Annotated in this window: 14 protein-coding genes; 8 read left to right on the top strand and 6 right to left on the bottom strand. The window is 70.6% G+C overall.

The annotated features are described in order from the left end of the window. The first annotated feature begins 6 nt into the window (after positions 1-6). From ACWDY5_RS13855 to ACWDY5_RS13835, 5 genes are all read left to right on the top strand, one after another. Positions 7-1,281 carry an activator-dependent family glycosyltransferase gene (locus ACWDY5_RS13855; protein ID WP_449722571.1) on the top strand — a complete coding sequence of 425 codons (1,275 nt, stop codon included), beginning with the start codon at positions 7-9 and terminating at the stop codon, positions 1,279-1,281. Positions 1,282-1,289: 8 nt separating this feature from the next. Continuing rightward, complete coding sequence (locus ACWDY5_RS13850) at positions 1,290-2,003, top strand: class I SAM-dependent DNA methyltransferase (protein WP_449722570.1); 714 nt, start codon at positions 1,290-1,292, stop codon at positions 2,001-2,003. Continuing rightward, positions 2,000-4,435 (top strand): beta-glucosidase, encoded by a 2,436-nt coding sequence (locus ACWDY5_RS13845; RefSeq protein WP_449722569.1) that lies wholly within the window; start codon positions 2,000-2,002, stop codon positions 4,433-4,435. Before ACWDY5_RS13850 ends, ACWDY5_RS13845 begins: the two co-directional genes overlap by 4 nt. Before the next feature lie 670 nt (positions 4,436-5,105). Further along, entirely contained in the window at positions 5,106-5,522 is a 417-nt protein-coding gene (locus ACWDY5_RS13840; RefSeq protein WP_449722568.1) for a YciI family protein, read from the top strand. Positions 5,523-5,525: 3 nt separating this feature from the next. Next, positions 5,526-6,806 (top strand): RNA polymerase sigma factor, encoded by a 1,281-nt coding sequence (locus ACWDY5_RS13835; protein WP_449722567.1) that lies wholly within the window; start codon positions 5,526-5,528, stop codon positions 6,804-6,806. A gap of 96 nt (positions 6,807-6,902) precedes the next feature. On the opposite strand, the gene ACWDY5_RS13830 is transcribed toward ACWDY5_RS13835, so the two are convergent. From ACWDY5_RS13830 to ACWDY5_RS13815, 4 genes are all read right to left on the bottom strand, one after another. Continuing rightward, positions 6,903-8,006: a DegT/DnrJ/EryC1/StrS family aminotransferase gene (locus ACWDY5_RS13830; RefSeq protein WP_449722566.1), complete on the bottom strand. Its 1,104-nt coding sequence runs from the start codon at positions 8,004-8,006 to the stop codon at positions 6,903-6,905. Continuing rightward, positions 8,006-8,452: a sugar 3,4-ketoisomerase gene (locus ACWDY5_RS13825; protein ID WP_252478941.1), complete on the bottom strand. Its 447-nt coding sequence runs from the start codon at positions 8,450-8,452 to the stop codon at positions 8,006-8,008. The genes ACWDY5_RS13830 and ACWDY5_RS13825 overlap by 1 nt, the downstream gene beginning before the upstream one ends. Positions 8,453-8,598: 146 nt before the next feature. Next, positions 8,599-11,376, bottom strand: a complete 2,778-nt coding sequence (locus tag ACWDY5_RS13820) for an AAA family ATPase (protein ID WP_449722565.1) — start codon at positions 11,374-11,376, stop codon at positions 8,599-8,601. 222 nt (positions 11,377-11,598) lie between these two features. Then, on the bottom strand, positions 11,599-13,368 hold the full coding sequence (locus ACWDY5_RS13815) for a glycoside hydrolase family 5 protein (protein WP_449722564.1): 1,770 nt from the start codon (positions 13,366-13,368) through the stop codon (positions 11,599-11,601). Positions 13,369-13,579: 211 nt separating this feature from the next. Here ACWDY5_RS13815 and ACWDY5_RS13810 point away from each other — a divergent pair, with 211 nt between their 5' ends. Beyond that, positions 13,580-14,116, top strand: a complete 537-nt coding sequence (locus tag ACWDY5_RS13810; protein WP_252478938.1) for a DUF2017 family protein — start codon at positions 13,580-13,582, stop codon at positions 14,114-14,116. 10 nt (positions 14,117-14,126) lie between these two features. Here the strand turns inward: ACWDY5_RS13810 and ACWDY5_RS13805 are convergent, their stop codons facing one another. Then, positions 14,127-14,702, bottom strand: a complete 576-nt coding sequence (locus tag ACWDY5_RS13805; protein ID WP_449722563.1) for a TetR/AcrR family transcriptional regulator — start codon at positions 14,700-14,702, stop codon at positions 14,127-14,129. A gap of 102 nt (positions 14,703-14,804) precedes the next feature. On the opposite strand from ACWDY5_RS13805, the gene ACWDY5_RS13800 reads away from it, so the two are divergent. Beyond that, positions 14,805-15,662: an NAD(P)-dependent oxidoreductase gene (locus ACWDY5_RS13800; RefSeq protein WP_449722562.1), complete on the top strand. Its 858-nt coding sequence runs from the start codon at positions 14,805-14,807 to the stop codon at positions 15,660-15,662. 141 nt (positions 15,663-15,803) lie between these two features. Beyond that, on the top strand, positions 15,804-16,010 hold the full coding sequence (locus ACWDY5_RS13795; protein ID WP_449722561.1) for a hypothetical protein: 207 nt from the start codon (positions 15,804-15,806) through the stop codon (positions 16,008-16,010). Positions 16,011-16,085: 75 nt separating this feature from the next. Here ACWDY5_RS13795 and ACWDY5_RS13790 read toward each other — a convergent pair whose 3' ends face one another. Then, positions 16,086-16,790 (bottom strand): response regulator transcription factor, encoded by a 705-nt coding sequence (locus tag ACWDY5_RS13790; protein ID WP_449722560.1) that lies wholly within the window; start codon positions 16,788-16,790, stop codon positions 16,086-16,088. Between the last annotated feature and the right edge of the window lie 34 nt (positions 16,791-16,824).

Genomic DNA, 16,824 nt, shown 5'->3' with positions numbered 1-16,824 from the left:
CCGCCGATGCGTGTGCTCATGACCTCCTTCGCGCACAACACCCACTTCTTCAGCATGGTGCCGCTGGCCTGGGCGCTGCGCACCGCGGGCCACGAGGTCCGCATCGCCAGCCAGCCCGCGCTCACCGACGCGATCACGCACGCCGGGCTCACCGCGGTCCCGGTCGGCGAGGACCACGTCATCCACCAGACCCGCGAGCAGGCCACCAGCGAGAAACAGGCCGACCATCCGGAGATCAACTTCTCCGAGACCAGGCCGGAGGTGCTCACCTGGGACTACATGCTCGGCATGTACACCATGATGACGCCGATGTTCTACTCGTTGGCCAACAACGACTCCATGGTCGACAAGCTGGTCGCCTTCGCCCGCTCCTGGCAGCCGGACCTGGTCATCTGGGAACCGTTCACCTGGGCCGGGTCCCTGGCCGCGCGGGCCAGCGGGGCCGCGCACGCCCGGCTGCTCTGGGGCCCGGATGTGCTCACCCGCACCAGGAACCGCTTCCTGGAGCTGCACGAGCAGCAGCCCGAACCGCACCAGGACGACCCGCTGGGCGAATGGCTGGGCTGGACCTGCGAACGCCTCGGCATCACCTTCGACGAGGAGCTGGTCAGCGGCCAGTGGACGATCGACCAGACCCCGGCCAGCACCCGGCTGGCGGTGGGCCAGCCCATCGTGCCCATGGGCTACGTGCCCTACAACGGGCCCGCGGTGGTGCCGGAGTGGTTGCGGGTCAAGCCTTCCCGGCCCAGGGTGTGCATCACCCTCGGCGTGTCCGCGCGGGAGAGCCTCGGCGGTGACTCGGTCTCCTTCACCGACCTGGTGACGGCCATGGCCGACCTGGACATCGAGATCATCGCCACCATGAGTGCGGCCCAGCAGGCCGAGCTCACCGAGGTGCCGGAGAACCTGAAGCTGGTGGAGTTCGTGCCGCTGCACGCTCTGATGCCCACCTGCTCGGCGATCATCCACCACGGCGGCGCGGGCACCGCGGCCACCGCGATGCTCTACGGCGTGCCGCAGCTGCTGCTGCCGGAGATGTTCGACGCGGTGCTCAAGGCCCAGCAGCTGGAGGGCATCAACGCCGGTCTGTACGTGCGCCCGGCCGAGCTGACCGCGGAAGCCCTGCGGGACAAGCTCATCCGTCTGCTCACCGACCCCGCCTTCAGCGAGGGCGCGGCCAGGCTGCGCGGTGAGGTGCTCGCCGACCCCAAACCCAACGAGATCGTCCCGGAGCTGGAGCGCCTGGCCGCCCGGCACCGTGCCCCGGTCCCCTCAGCGTAAGGAAACCCATGTACGACACCGAGTTGGCGGAGGTCTACGACGCCATCTACCGAGGCCGCGGCAAGGACTACCCGGCCGAGGCCGCCCAGGTGCACGGGCTGATCACCGCCCGCAAGGCGGACGCGACCGACCTGCTCGACGTGGCCTCCGGCACCGGCGCGCACCTCGGCCCGTTCACCGAGCTCTTCGGCCACGTGGAGGGACTTGAGCTCTCCGAGGCCATGGTGCGCATCTCCGGTGACCGCTTCCCCGAGGTCACCGTGCACCAGGGCGACATGCGCGAGTTCGACCTCGGCCGCACCTTCCACGCGGTCACCTGCATGTTCAGCTCCATCGGCTACATGGCCGACCAGGACGAGCTGGACCGCGCGCTGGCCGCCTTCGCCCGGCACACCGAGCCCGGCGGCGTGATCGTGATCGAGCCCTGGTGGACGCCGGAGAAGTTCCTGGACGGCTACGTCGGCGGCGACGTGGTCCGGGTGGACGGCCGCACCATCGCCAGGGTCTCGCACTCCCGCCGCGAGGGCGACTACACCCACATGGACGTGCACTACACGGTCGCCGAGCCGGACAAGGGCATCGAGCACTTCACCGACACGCACGTCATCACCCTGTTCACCCGCGAGCAGTACGAGACCGCCTTCGAGCGGGCCGGCTGCGTCGTGGAGTTCGTCGAAGGCGGCCCGTCCGGCCGCGGTCTGTTCGTGGGAGTCGTGAAGTGAGACGCAGCAAGAAGCTGTTGGCCGCACTGGCCCTGACGGCCGCCACCACCCTGGTGGCGAGCACCGGAGCCACCGCGGCGCCGACCAGTGGGCGCACCGGGACGCACCCGCTGGTCGCCCAGATGACCCTGGACGAGAAGCTCTCGTTCGTGCACTGGACGGTCGCCTTCACCGGCCCGTTCAGCGTCGGCTCGCTGCCCGGCGTGCCGCGGCTGGGCATCCCGGAGATCCGCTCCGCCGACGGCCCGGCGGGTATCCGGCTGAACAACCAGCCGGCCACCGCGATGCCGGCGCCGGTCGCGCTCGCCGCCACCTTCGACGACGAGCTGGCCCGCAAGTACGGCGAGGTCATGGGTCGCGATGGCCGTGCGCTGCAACAGGATGTGGTCTTCGGCCCGATGATGAACATCATCAGGGTGCCGCAGGCTGGCCGGAACTTCGAGACCTTCAGCGAGGACCCGCTGGTCTCCGCGCGCACCGCGGCCGCGCAGATCAGGGGCATCCAGAGCCAGGGCCTGATCGCCACCGCCAAGCACTACGCGGCGAACAACCAGGAGCACAACCGGCAGAACATCAACGTCACCGTCGATGAGCAGACCCTGCGCGAGATCGAGCTGCCCGCGTTCGAGGCCTCGGTCAAGGCAGGCGTCAGCTCGGTGATGTGCGCCTACAACAAGGTCAACGGCACCCCGTCCTGCGGGCACCAGGAGCTGCTCACCTCGATCCTGCGCGAGCAGTGGGGTTTCCAGGGTTGGGTGATGTCGGACTGGCTGGCCACGCACAGCACTGACTCGATCAGCAAGGGCCTGGACCAGGAACTGGGCATCGACTGGAGCCAGGGCGTCGAACACGGCATCCCCGGCGGCCTGCACTTCGGCAAGAAGCTGAAGGAAGCCGTGCAGAACGGCCAGATCCCGATGTCTACTTTGGACAGAGCGGTGAGCAGGATCGTCGGCCAGCTGGACCGGCACGGTCTCATCGGCGCCAACCCGCGCCCCCGGCCGGCCCGCGACCTGGCCACCGCCAACGCGGTCACCCAGCAGGTCGCCGAAGCTGGCGGTGTGCTGCTGCGCAACCAGAACCAGGCCCTGCCGCTGCTCGCCGGTGACGGCGCCAGCATCGCGGTGATCGGCCCGCGCGCCAAGGACCCCAAGGTCACCGGCCTGGGCAGCGCGCACGTGGTGCCGGACAGCGCCAAGGCCCCGATCGACACCATCCGCGCCCGCGCCGGAGCAGGCGCCACGGTGACCTACTCCGCCGGTGAGGAGCTCGTCGGCTCGCCGATCCCGGCAGGCACGCTGACCCCGGCGTTCCCGACCGGCACGGTGCTCCAGCCGGGCACCGCGGGCCAGTTCTACGAGGGCACCCTGACCGCGCCGGTCACCGGCGACTACCGGATCGCCATCGAGGCCACCGGCGGTTTCGCCACGGTGCAGATCGGCAACCAAACCCCGATCGAAGCGGGCGAGGTCTACGGCAAGATCACCAGCGCGGTGGTCCACCTGACCGCGGGCACCCACAAGATCACCATGTCCGGCTCGGCCCCGGTGGCGTCTTCGCTGTCGGTCAAGCTGTCCTGGGTCACCCCGGAGGCCGCCGAGGCCGCCATCGTGGCCGCGGTGCAGGCCGCCAAGACCGCCCGCACCGCGGTGGTCTTCGCCTACGACGACGGCATGGAGGGCTACGACCGGGCCAACCTGTCCCTGCCCGGCCGCCAGAACAAGCTGATCACCGAGGTGGCCAAGGCGAACTCCAACACCGTGGTCGTGCTCAACACGGGTTCGTCGATCACCATGCCCTGGCTGGACAAGACCGCCGCGGTGCTGGACATGTGGTACCCCGGCCAGACCGGCGCCGAGGCCACCACGGCACTGTTGTTCGGCGACACCAACCCCAGCGGCAAGCTCACCCAGACCTTCCCGCTGGACGAGAACAGCCACCCCGTCGCCAACAACCCGGAGCGCTACCCCGGGATCGGCAACGAGCAGAAGTACACCGAGGGCATCCAGGTCGGCTACCGCTGGTACGACAAGCAGAAGGTCAAGCCCCTGTTCCCGTTCGGCCACGGGCTGTCCTACACCTCGTTCACCTACACGGACCTGGCGACCAAGGTCGTCGCGGATGGTCTGGAGGTGAGCTTCTCCTTGCGTAACACCGGAATCCGGAAGGGCAAGGAGGTGCCGCAGGTGTACCTGGGCGCGAGCCCGCTGGTGAGCGCGCCGCAGGCGGAGAAGGCGCTGGCGGGGTACGCGAAGGTGGAGCTGCTGCCGGGGGAGAGCAAGCGGGTCACGGTGAAGGTGGACGCGCAGCGGTTGAAGTACTGGAACTCGGCTGCTGACCGGTGGGTCACGGGGGCGGGGGTGCGGACGGTGCAGGTTGGCGGGTCGTCGGCGCAGCTGCCGCTGAAGGGGTCGGTTGTGGTGGCTCCGTAGCCGGATTGGCTGGATTGGTTGATGGGGCCCGGACGCGGGGATGCGTCCGGGCCCTTGGCTTGGGTGGAGGGCTCCGTCTCCAGCGCCGGCTCACTGCCGCCCCTCTCGCTCCCGCCCTGCCTCTCGCTCCCACCTCCTCTCAATCCCGCCCCTCTTCTCTCCGCTCTTCTCTCTCTCGCCCCTCTCCGCCCGCCCCTCTCCGCCCGCCTCTCCGCCCGCCCCTCTCCGCCCGCCTCTCCGCCCGCCCTCTCGCCCCCTCTTCTCAAGCCCTGCCTTTTAAGACGACCGGTCACATTGAGATGACCGGTCATATTCAGCCCGACGGTGGCCGCTCTTGAATATGACCGGTCGTCTCAATATGACCGGTCGTCTTAAAGGGAAGCTGGCGGGAGGTAGGGGAGGGGAGCGAATGGGAGGGGGAGGGGACGTGGTGGGAGAGGCAGGACAGGAGAGGCAGGACGGCGGGGTAGCGCAGCGAGCGGCAAAGGAGACAAGCCCCGCCAGCCGTTCAGCCGATCACCCAGCCTCGCCACCGGCAGATCCACCGGTCCCGCCCTACGCTCCCCAAGCCGCCCAAAAAATCCCCACCCCCTGTCGATCCCCCGCCCACCCCGTTCGACCTAGGAGTGAACGGGTCCACCGGACCCCGACCGACCCAGGGAGTTCCACCATGAAGTTCATGCTGATCATGCGCGCCACCGACGAGACCTTCCAGGCGTACCAGGACGTCGACTTCGGCGAGATCATGGAGTCGATGGGGAAGTTCGCCGACGAGATGATCCGCGCCGGTGTCCTGGTCGCGACCGAGGGGCTGGACACCGCCGACGGGGTGGTCGTCGACTACTCGACCGAGCCGCCGGTGGTCACCGATGGTCCCTACGGCGAGACCAAGGAGCTGTTCGGCGGCTTCTGGATCGTGAACGTGGCGTCCAGGGAAGAAGCCGTGGAGTGGGCTCGGCGGGCGCCGATGACCGGGCCGGGGGCCAAGTGCGAGATCCGGCGGATCACCTCGATCGAGGAGTTCCCGCAGGACAACGTGTGGATCCAGAAGGAGCGGGCGTGGCGCGAGGCGACTGGGCAGCTCTGAGCGATGGCTGAACCGACCGGGCGGGCGGCGGTGGCCGCGGTGTGGCGGATCGAGTCGGCGCGGATCGTCGGCGCGCTCGCCCGCGGCACCGGCGACTTCGCGCTGGCCGAGGACCTCGCCCAGGAGGCGCTGGCCGAGGCGCTGGTGACCTGGCCGCGGGAGGGGGTGCCGCGCAATCCGGCGGGGTGGCTGCTCACCGCGGGCAGGCGCCGGGCCATCGACGCCTTCCGCAGGCGCGCCGCGCTCGACCACCGGTACGCCGCCTTCGCCCGCGACCTGGACGACGGCGGAGCGTACGCCGGCAGCGAACCCGCGGACACCGGTGACGTGCTGTGGGATCCGGACCAGCTCGACGACGACGTGCTGGCGCTGATGTTCATCTCCTGCCACCCGGTGCTGTCCAGGGAAGCGCGGGTGAGCCTGACCCTGCGCGTGGTCGGCGGCCTGGCCAGCGATGAGATCGCCAGGGCGTTCCTGGTGCCGACCGCGACCGTGCAGGCCCGGATCACCAGGGCGAAGAAGACCCTGGCCGCGGCGCGGGTGCCGTTCGAGGTGCCGTCGGGACGGGAGCGGGCGGAGCGGCTGGGGTCGGTGCTCAGCGTGGTCTACCTGATCTTCACCGAGGGGTCCTCGGCCAGCTCCGGCAGCGACCTGATCCGGGTCGACCTGGCAGGCGAGGCCCAGCGCCTGGCGCGGGTGCTCGCGCGGCTGATGCCCACTGAGCCCGAGGTGCTCGGACTGCTCGCGCTGCTGGAACTGACCGCCGCGCGCTTCCCCGCCCGCATCGGCCCGGACGGCGAACCGGTGCTGCTGGAACATCAGAACCGCGGCCGCTGGGATCAGGCCGCGATCCGCCGGGGCCGGGCCGCGCTGACCCGCGCCCAGCGGGTCGGCCGCGGGCTCGGCGCCTATGGCGTGCAGGCCGCGATCGCCGAGTGCCATGCCGTGGCCGAGTCGGTGGCGGCGACGAACTGGGCGCGGATCGTGCTGCTCTACGAAGCACTCGCCCGGGTCGCGCCCTCGCCGGTGGTCGAGCTCAACCGGGCGGTCGCGGTCTCCATGGCGCAGGGCCCGGCCGCGGCGCTGCCGATCGTGGACGAGCTGGTGGCCGCGAAGGCCCTGCCGACCTCGCACCTGCTGCCCAGCGTGCGCGGGGAGCTGCTCACCCGCCTGGGGCGCGCCGAGGAGGCGCGGGCGGAGCTGGCGCGGGCGATCCGGTTGTGCGGCAACGAGAAGGAACGGGCGCTGCTGGCCCGCAAGATCGCCGACCTCGGCCGGGGCTGAGAGCCGGAGCTGAGGGCTGGGGCCGGGCCGAGACCGGCGCGGCACCCGGTGCTGGGGGTGCGGCCCGGGTGCCGGCACACATCCGGGCCGCGGCCCCTACTCGGCGGCGAAGGCGGCCCGGACCGCCGTGATCACCGCGTCCACCTGCTCATCCGGCAGGTGCGGGCCGATCGGCAGGCTCAGCACCTGCTCGGCCAGCCGGTCCGCCACCGGCAGCTCGCCCCAGGCCCCCGAGGCGTATGCCGGTGACCGGTGCACCGGCACCGGGTAGTGGATCAGCGTGCCGATGCCGGCCGCGGTCAGCCGCTCCTGCACCGCCGCGCGGTGCCGGCAGCGCACCACGAACAGGTGCCACACCGGTTCCGCCCACTCCGCCACCGCCGGCAGCGCCAGGCCGTCGATCCCGGCCAGCTCGCGCAGGTAACGCTCGGCGATCTGCTGCCGCCGGGCGTTCCAGCGGTCCAGCGCCGGCAGCTTGACCCGCAGCATCGCGGCCTGCAGCTCGTCCAGCCGGGAGTTGGTCGCCTGGATCTCGTGCTGGTACTTCACCCGCGACCCGTAGTTGCGCAGCAGCCGCAGCTTGTCGGCCAGCTCGGCCGAGGAGGTCACCACCGCGCCGCCGTCGCCCAGCGCGCCGAGGTTCTTGCCGGGGTAGAAGCTGAACCCCGCCGCCAGCGAGCCCGCGCCGACCCGGCGGCCCTTGTACCGCGCGCCGTGCGCCTGCGCGGCGTCCTCCACCACGTGCAGCCCGTGCGCCGCGGCGATCTCGCCGAGGGCGTCCAGGTCCGCCGGCTGGCCGTACAGGTGCACCGGCATGATCGCCTTGGTGCGCGCGGTGATCGCCGCCTCGACCTGCTTCGGGTCGATCAGCTGGGTCTGCTCGTCCGGCTCAACCGGGACGGGGGTGGCGCCGACCGCGGAGACGGCCAGCCAGCTGGCGATGAAGGTCGCGCTGGGCACGATCACCTCGTCGCCGGGGCCGATGTCCAGGGCGCGCAGCACCAGCTCCAGCGCGTCACAGCCGCTGCCCACGGCCACGCAGTGCTCGGCCTCGCAGTAGGCGGCGAACTCGGCCTCGAAGGCGGCGAGCTCGGGGCCCAGCAGGAACCAGCCGGAGTCCAGCACCCGGCGGTAGGCGGCGTCCAGACCGGCGCGCAGTTCCTCGTGCGGCGCCTTCAGGTCGAGAAAGGGAACGGTCATCAGAGTTTCCTGGCGTCGCGCTGGAAGTCGGCGTACTCGCGGTAGTAGTCGGCCTCGTCGTAGTGCGTGGAGGCGAGTACCAGTCCGACCGCGCCGGGGGAGAAGTTAATCAGGTTCCGCCACACCATCGGGCCGACGTAGAGACCGCGACTGGGATTGTCCAGGTGGAAACGATCCCGGTACTCGCCGTCGTCGACGGTGATGTCGAACTTGCCGTGCACCGCGACGATCAGCTGTTCCAGGTTGCGGTGCCCGTGCGCGCCGCGGATGGTGGTCGCGGGCAGGTCGTACAGGTAGTACACGCGCTTGATGTCGAACTTGATCTCCTTGCCCGCCTCCACCACGCACAGGTTGCCGCGCGGGTCGTTGTGCTCGGGCAGATCGACCATGCGGCAGGGTTCGACCTTGCCGACCAGAATTCCTTCTTCATTTTTGTAGGCGGGCATGACAACCCCCAGGGGTCTCGCCGCACAATGCGACGGCGAATGAACGGCGAATTGATTCCGGAAAATCGTAGGCCGGGGATCCCCCCTACTTTTAACCCCTACGAGCCCCTAAGAACCCATTCGCCGTCCCGCCACCCCTGGGGGTTTTATGCACTTACCGCCGCGTCTGGACTGTGCAGCCCAGCCGGTAGGTCAGCCCGCCGGGTCACGTTCAGCTTCTTGTACACCCGGGTCAGGTGCTGCTCGACCGTGCTGATCGTGATGCAGAGCTTGCTGGCGATCTGCCGGTTCGTGTGCCCCTGTGCGGCCAGCGCGGCCACCCGCTGCTCGGCGTCGGAGAGCGCGGTCATCCGATCCGCGTCCACCTCCACCGGGGCGGGCGGGGCCTCGGCCTCGACGCCGGCTTGACCGGGCACCAGCTCCTCGCACAGCGGCGCCGCCTGGCACTCCCGCGCCAGGTGCCAGGCCCGGCGCAGGGTCATCCGCGCCTGGGTGGAGTCCGCGTCCAGCTGCGCCCTGCTCAGCTCGCCGAGTGCCCTGGCCAGCTGCAACCGGTCGCCACCCGCACGGGAGAGCTCAACCGCCTCGGTGAGCAGCTGGGTCCGCCGGTGCGGCTCGCTGATCGAGGCCAGCAGCCGCAGCGCGACCCCTCGGATCCGCGGCCGGCCACCGCAGTCCATGGCCAGCTGCTCCTCCAGCAGGGCCCGCGCCTCGTGCTGCTTGCCCAGCCGGATCAGCACCTCGGCGGCGTCGCTGCGCCACGGTACGAACGAGGGGCGGTCCATGCCCCACTCGGCCATCAGCTCCCCGCACCGCCGGAAGTCGCCCAGCGCCGCGTAGAGCCGGTCCGCGGCCAGGTGGCAGCGGCCGCGCGCGGACAGGTACTGCAGGCCGAAGGTCGACTCCAGCATCGCGTCCGGGGTCGGCAGGTTGAGCAGCTCCTCGGCCTCGGCCAGCTTGCCCATCTCGGTCAGCGCCACGATCAGGCTGCCAAGGGGACCCCCTACCGCCACCCCCCAGGTGTGCGGGGTGGTGTGCCGCAGCGCGGCGCGGGCGTGCAGCTCGGCGCCGGGCAGGTCGCCCTGGCGCAGCGCCATCGCGGCCCTGGCCGAGGCGAACATGGCGTGCCAGCCCGGCGCGTTGCGCTCGGCCGACTCGGCCAGCAGGGCGTCCGCCCAGGGCAGCGCCTTGTCCAGCCGGTCGGCGAAGTAGAGCACCATCAGCGCGGAGACCAGCGCGTCGAAGGTCTTCTCGGACAGCCGGGAGCCCTGCAGCACCTGCTCGGCGTCCATGATCGCGGTCTCCTCGGGACCGTCCGCGATCACCCGGCGCAGCGCCAGCCCGGTCTGCAGCCGGGGGTCCCGCACCGCGCCCAGGGCGATCGCCTCGGGCGCCAGCTCGGCCTCGGGCAGCCTGGACAGCAGCGGCGGGTGCATGCTGTACATCCACTCCCGGGTGACCGCCAGCTCCAGCGCGGTCTGCCGGTCGGTCTGCCCGACCGTCGCGCTCAGCTGGTTCAGCGCCTCGGCGGCCTCGTCGTTGCGGCCGTGCAGCAGCAGGCAGCGCACCGAGGTCAGCGCGTCCCTGGTGTTCAGCGTGCCCTTGCGCAGCGCCTCGGTCAGCTCGGCCAGGTGCCGGGCCACCACCGCCGGGTTCGCCCTGCGGGCCAGGCCCACCAGCATCATCCGGATGGTCGCCCGGTTCTGGTCGTCGGTGCTGCTGCGGTGCGCCAGCTCCAGGCACTCCACCGCGTACTCCACCCGGTCCTCGGTCAGCGCGTGCTCGCCGGCGGACCAGAGCACCTGCACTGCCCACTGCCCGCTGATGCCTCCGGCGGCCAGCAGGTGCTCGGCGATCGGCGTCGGCGGCTCGCCTGCCAGGTGCAGCCGGTGCGCGGCCCGCAGGTGCAGCTCGGCGCGGCCGGCGGCGGACAGGTCGGCCAGCACCGCGGCGCCCACCGCGGGATGCCGGAACCCGCCGCGCCGGGCCAGTCCGGCCCCGAGCAGGGTGTCCACCGCCTGCGCCACCGTCTGCGGAGCCAGTTCCAGCAGCCCGGCCAGCGGCTCGGTCTCGGTGTCGCCCAGCACCGCGATGCCCTGCGCCGCCCGCAGCAGCGACGGGTTGCTGCGGTGCAGGCAGGCCAGCACGGCCTGGCTGAACGCCTCGCCGACGCTGAACCCGCCGGGGGTCAGCGCGGAGTGCTGGTCCTCCACCAGCGCGCGCACCAGCAGCGGGTTGCCGCCGGTCAGCTCGTGGCAGTCGGCGGCAAGGTGCACCGCGCCGGGCAGCTCCTGCGCCAGCATCTCGGCCACCCCGCGCACCGACAGCGGGGTCAGCCGGAGCCGCCGGAAGTGCGGCTGCCGCAACAACTCCGTGCGGAAGGCGGGGTGTGCCGGGGCCGCGCCGGTCAGCTCGGTGAACAGCACCAGCACCCGGTGCGCGCGCTGCCTGCGGGTCAGGTCCACCAGCACCCGGACCGAGGCCACGTCCGCGTGGTCCACGTCGTCGATGCTGAGCACCAGCATCGAGTCCTGGGACAGCGCGAGCAGCGTGTCGGCCAGGTCGTGCGCGATCCGCGCCTGGACCCGCTCGGTCACCTCGTTGTCCGGTTCGGTGCGGGTGGCGGTGGCCTGGCCCTCGTCCAGCAGCGCCAGCACCCTGGCCAGCGCCTCCGGCGCCAGTGCCGCACCCCGCAGCAGCTGGCGCAGCAGGCCGAGCGGCATGTTCCGCTCCGCGCGGGTCCCGGTCGCGGTCAGCAGCAGGGCACCGGCGGCGCGCGCGTTCTCCCCGAACACGTGCAACAACTCGGTCTTGCCGCTGGCCACCGGCCCGGTCACCATCGCGACCCGGCCCCGGCCTTCCGCCGTGTCGGCGAGTAATCGTCGCAGGAAGTCCAGCTGTCCGTCCCGCTCGGCCAAGGCCATGCAGGATTCACCCCATCCCCAGTCCCCAGTGGATAGCCCGTTAGGGTGACGGGCTACTCAGTCGGCCGAGGGGTGAGAGCTGCGCCACTCCCTCTCTCGACCGAAAATCACCATAACAGGCAGTTTCTGCCAGGTTCGAGCCTAAACAAGTGACGTGAATCCCAGCCCCGTGCGCATCAAATATTCGGTACGTCAGAGCGACGTCAAGTTTGTCGCCGGTCGTCAGCTCGAGGGCTCCGCGAACCCCCGGCAGAGCAGCGCGTCCGGGGTGCGCGCCGAGCCGATCCGCCCGGTCCAGGCCACCCCGGCCAGCACCTCGCCGTCCCCGCACTGACCCTTGTGCCGCCCGGGCGCGAACTCCCCGCCCCGGGTGCTCGCCCGGTTGTCGCCCCGGTCGAACCACACCGTGCGGTCCGGCCCGCCTGCCGACCGGCCGGCCGGGGCGCACAGCAGCGCCGAGACCGCCGCGCCGCGCACGCTGTAGCCGATGGCCGGCTGACCGGCCGGGCACTGGAACTTGGTGTAGCCGCTCGCCCAGTCCGCGGTCACGAACCGCTCGTCGGTCACCACCTGGTGGCCGGCGGGCACCGGCAGCGTGCCGCCGGAGTCGGTGCACAGGCCGCGGTTGCCGGTGTGGCTGAGCCCGATCAGTCGCTGACCGTCCGGGCAGACCGCCTTGCGCGCGCCCGGGTCCCAGTCCGGCAGCCCGCGCATCCGCACCGACTGCACCAGGTCGCCGTGGTCGATGGCCAGCTGCCGCCATTGCGGCACAACGGGAACCGGCCCGGTCCGGCCAGCGGCGGTGATCAGCCTGCGCCAAGCCGGGGCGCGCCAGTCGTCGCCGTCGTCGAGGAACATCCGCTTGCCCGCCGCGTCCCAGTGCGCCAGCGCCCAGCCGTTGCCGCGCCGGTTCTCATGCCAGCCGACCAGCGGCCAGTAGGCGAAGTCCGCGTCCGCCTTGACCAGCTCGTCCACGAAGTTCTCGAACCAGGCCCTGGGTTTCGCGCCGGTCTCCTCCCTGCCGCCCACGCCGAACTCGCTGACCCACACCGGCGCGGTGAAGTGCTGACCCTGTTCGGTGACGAAGAAAGCCTGCCGCCGCAACACCTCCGCCAGCTCGGCCCGGCTCAGGTCCTGGTAGCGCGGATCGCTGGTCTCGCCGATCCCGGTGGCCCCGCTGTGGTTCGGCCCGGTGTAGCCGTAGAAGTGCGCCGCGTAGACCAGCTTTCCCGAGCGCACCAAGGTGTTCGACAGCGTGCGCACCGGCTCCAGGGTCGGCCGCCCATGCGGCAGGCCGTTGACCGGGATGCCGAACCAGTTGATCCCCTCGATCACGATCAGCAGCTCCGGGTTGGCCTCGCTGAGGATCCGGTCGCCCGCCCGCTGCGCCGCCGCGTGCCAGTCCCTGGCATCGCCGAGGCCCCAGTTGGGATCGTCGAGCACGTTGCGCCGCACCTCGTTGTAGAGGTCCGCGCCGACCACCCGGGGGTTGGACCGGTAGCGGCCGGCCATGAACAGCCAGTCCTGCTCCCACTGCTGCGCCGTCTGCGCGGTGTTCCAGCGCTCGTTGCCGTCCACCCCGCAGCACCAGCGGCTGGTCGTGGTGTGGTTGTTCAGGAACACCGCGAACCTCGCCGCGGTCAGCGCGGCCACCACCGCGTCATAAACACCAAGGGGCGTCTTTCCGCGCAGCTGAGGGTTCGCCGCCACTGCCCGATCGGGCACCGGGGCGGTCTCGTGGATCATCTGGTTCGAGAACGGCAGCCGGATGCTGTTGAGCCCCAACGCCTGGAAGCTGCCGATCAGCTCGGCCAGCGGCGCCCGGTCCAGGCCGAGCGGAATGCCGGCGCTCATCTCCCCGGCGTGGTGGTTGGCCGGATCGGTGACCTCGCCGCTGCCGTTGTAGGTGCCGCTGGCGCCGTGCCAGTTCCCGGCGCGCAGTCGAAACCGGTTTCCGTCCGCATCCACCACGTACCGGCCGCGGGTGCTCAACGGCCCCCGCCAGTCATCGGTAAACGCTTGCACCGGCGCCGGAACTGTCAGCAGGGAGGCCAGAACTGTCACAACCGCAAGAGCCGAGCTGGGCAGATGCCACTTCATACGGTCATGGTGGCGATGCACACAGTGGCCGCGGAACCGACGAACGGCGGCCAGGTGTATGAATGAACATGGGGTGGGGACCCACGCGAACGAGGGACAAGTGGTGATCTTCTGGGACCGGGTCGACAGCACGATAATCGGGTACTGCGGGGCTGACCAGGTCGAATGGCTACGTCAGCGGCTGACCGAGTTCGCCGCGCTGATCGACTGGCGGACCGCGCAGTACACCACCGACTACCCGCTCGGCGCCGAGCTCGGCCTGCCCCTGCCCACCGGCCCCAGCAACGAACCCGCGCTGGAGTTCCTGCTCCGGATGAACCTGGAGGAGGACCTGCCCGAGGAAGCCAGACTGCTGTGGGAGCCCGACTTCCTCTGCTGGCTGCGCCAGGGCGTGGACCACGCGATCAACGTGCTGCCCGTCGACGGCGCGCCGATCGTGTTGCACGACAACCCGGAGACGCTGCGGCACTGGAACGCGGTGCTGTTCAACCTGCGGGTGGCCTACGCGGTCACCTGGGTGCCCGAGGTCCTGCTGCACGACGAGCTGCCCGAACCCCCAGCCGACCTGCGCCCGCGCTACGACCACGCCCGCTGGCTGTGGGAAGCCGTGCACAGCCTGGCCAACTTCGCCGACGCCTGAGCCGTCAGACCTAGCGGTAGGACTCGATCAGACGCTTGAGGTGGCGGCCGGTGGTCTCCAGCGGTTCCACGCTGCGGGTGACCTGGGCTGAGACCTCCGCGCCGCTGAGCGCGTTGATCACCGTGCCGGCCAGTTCCCGGGCCAGTTTTTCGCGGTAGCCGCTGGACTTCAGCTTCTCGAAGACCAGCCGCTCCCAGTTCGCGAAGGTCTCCGCGCAGGCCCGCTGGATCTCCGGCACCCGGCCCGCGGTCTCCAGCGCGGTCGCGGTGACCGGGCAGCCCTCCTCCCAGCCGGAGTCCCGCAGGTAGGTCCCGTTCATCGCGGCCACCTGGTACACCGCCTCGGCCGGATCCTCGTGCGCGCCCAGGATCTCGGTGAGCATCTCGGCGAACTCCTCGTCCGCGTGCCGGACCGCGGCCACCGCCAGCTCCTGCTTGCCGCCGGGGAAGAAGTGGTATACCGAGCCCAGCGTGGCGCTGGCCTCCCTGGCGATCTGCTTGATGCCGGTGCCCTCGTACCCCTGTCGCTGCATCAGCTTCGACGTGGTGTGCACGATCCGGTCGCGGGTGCCCAGTGCCTCAGTCACCGCCCCATCCTACTAAGTAGAGCGTTCGTTCTAGTGTGTGCTACGGTTCGATCACTAAGTAGAGCGTTCGTTCTAGAGGAGGGAATCCCTGTGGGGAAGGCAGTGACGATCGTGGGTCTGGGGCCGATGGGGCAGGCCATGGCCGCGGCTTACCTGGACCGCGGCTACCAGGTGACGGTGTGGAACCGAACCGCGAGCAAGGCCGACGCGCTGGTGGCCAAGGGCGCGGTGCGCGCGGAGACGGTGGCCGCGGCGCTCAAGGCCGGCGGACCGGTGATCCTCAGCCTCACCGAGCACACCGCGATGTACGCGATCCTGGAACAGGCCACCGACGCCCTGGACGGCGTGGTGCTGATCAACCTCAGCTCCGACACGCCCGCGAAGTCCAGGGCCGCGGCCGAATGGGCCATCGGGCACGGCGCGGCCTACCTGACCGGCGGCGTGCAGGTGCCGCCGTACCTGATCGCGACCGAGGGCGCGGCCAGCTTCTACAGCGGCCCCAAGGAGTTGTTCGAGGCGCACCGGGAGACCCTGGAGGTCATCACCGCGGCGGACTACCGCGGCGAGGACCAGGGCCTGGCCCCGCTGTACTACCAGCTCATGGCCACCATCTTCTGGACCAACATGACCGCGCACGTGCAGGCGCTGGCCATGGCCAAGGCCAACGGGATCAGCGCGATGGAGTACCTGCCCTACGCGCGCAACGCCGCCGACATCGGGCCGATCTTCATGGAGGAGACCTCGAAGGAGGTCGACGCCCGCGACTACCCCGGCGCGGACGCGTCCTTGCTGATGAACACCGCCAGCGCCGAGCACGTGCTGGAGACCGCGCGGGACTCCGGCGTGGACACCGCGCTGCCGGCCACGGTCGCGACGATCTTCCGCCGCGCGGTGGACGCCGGGTACGGCCAGAACGGGTTCGCCAGCATCTTCGAGGTGCTGCGCAAGCAGGACGCCTGAGCCCGGTTCCTACGACTGGCAGGTGATGGCCGGATCCGCCTCGCTGTGGACTCGGGCGCATGCCCCCGCTGCCTAGCGTTGAGCAGGCAATGCAGGGAAGTCCAGCGGCTCGGTCACGGGTCGCGGAGCAGGGGAGTGGACATGCGCGTCACGCTGGAGGTTTTCGGGTGGATCGCCCTGGTGAACGGGGTGGGGTCCTTCATCTCCCGTCAGGTCAACGGGAAGGACTGGTTCCTGATGAGGACCTTCAGTGAGTACCAGCCCGCGGCCAACGTGGTGGTCGCGGTGATCGGTGTCGCGCTGCTGGCGGCCAGTTTCTCCATGAAAAGGGACGCACAGCGCGCATGACGCTTCGTGTCCTGGGTCGCTTCGTGCGGTTTTGCCGCCGGAGCGGCCCAGGCCGCCGTTTTGCCGGTATTTCGCTTAAGGGAGCAGCCCCGCCGCTCGCGCTGCCACTACCGCGCCACCGCGGTCGCTGACCTTGAGTTTGGTGAACATGCGCTGCAAGTACGTTTTCACCGTCGGTTCGGTCACCGACAACCGCTGCGCGATCTCCCCGGTGCGATTCCCGGTGGCCACCAGCCGCAGCACCTGGAGCTCCCGCGCGGACAGCCTCGGCGTGCTGCCGCCGTCACGCACCCTGGCCACCAGCTGCGGCAGCAGCGAGGTGGAGATCGGGGTGCCGCCGTTGCCGGCGCCGCGCACCGCGTTGATCAGCTCCGCACTGCCGGAGGACTTGAGCACGAACCCGCGCGCCCCCGCCTCCAGCGCCCTGACCACCTGGTTCCGGTCATTGGAGAAGGCCAGCAAGGGGATACGGGGGAACACCCTGGCCGCCTTGCGGATGACCTCGACTCCGTCTCCGGTAGGACCCGTGGCGGCGATCTCGACCAGCAGCACGTCCGGGGTCTCGACCGCGATACCCCTGGCGGCCTGCTCCCAGCTGCCTGCCCACCCGGAGAGGTAGATGTCGGACTGGTCCCAGAACGCGGCGCGCAGCCCCTGGGCCACGACCGGCTCCGGATCGATGAGGTAGACCTTGAATTCACGGGTGCTGGTGTGCGTCAGGTGGTGTACCTGGAGCTGAGTGTTCATCGCATTCCCGAGGTCGATGGCGGTGGATGACATCGGGTGTCACCCTGATCGGAGTACAAGTTCGCCG

This window comes from Crossiella sp. NPDC003009 (genome assembly GCF_053591555.1).
The sequence above is the reverse complement of the archived record's forward strand: the minus strand, read 5'-3'. Positions and strand labels throughout refer to the sequence as shown.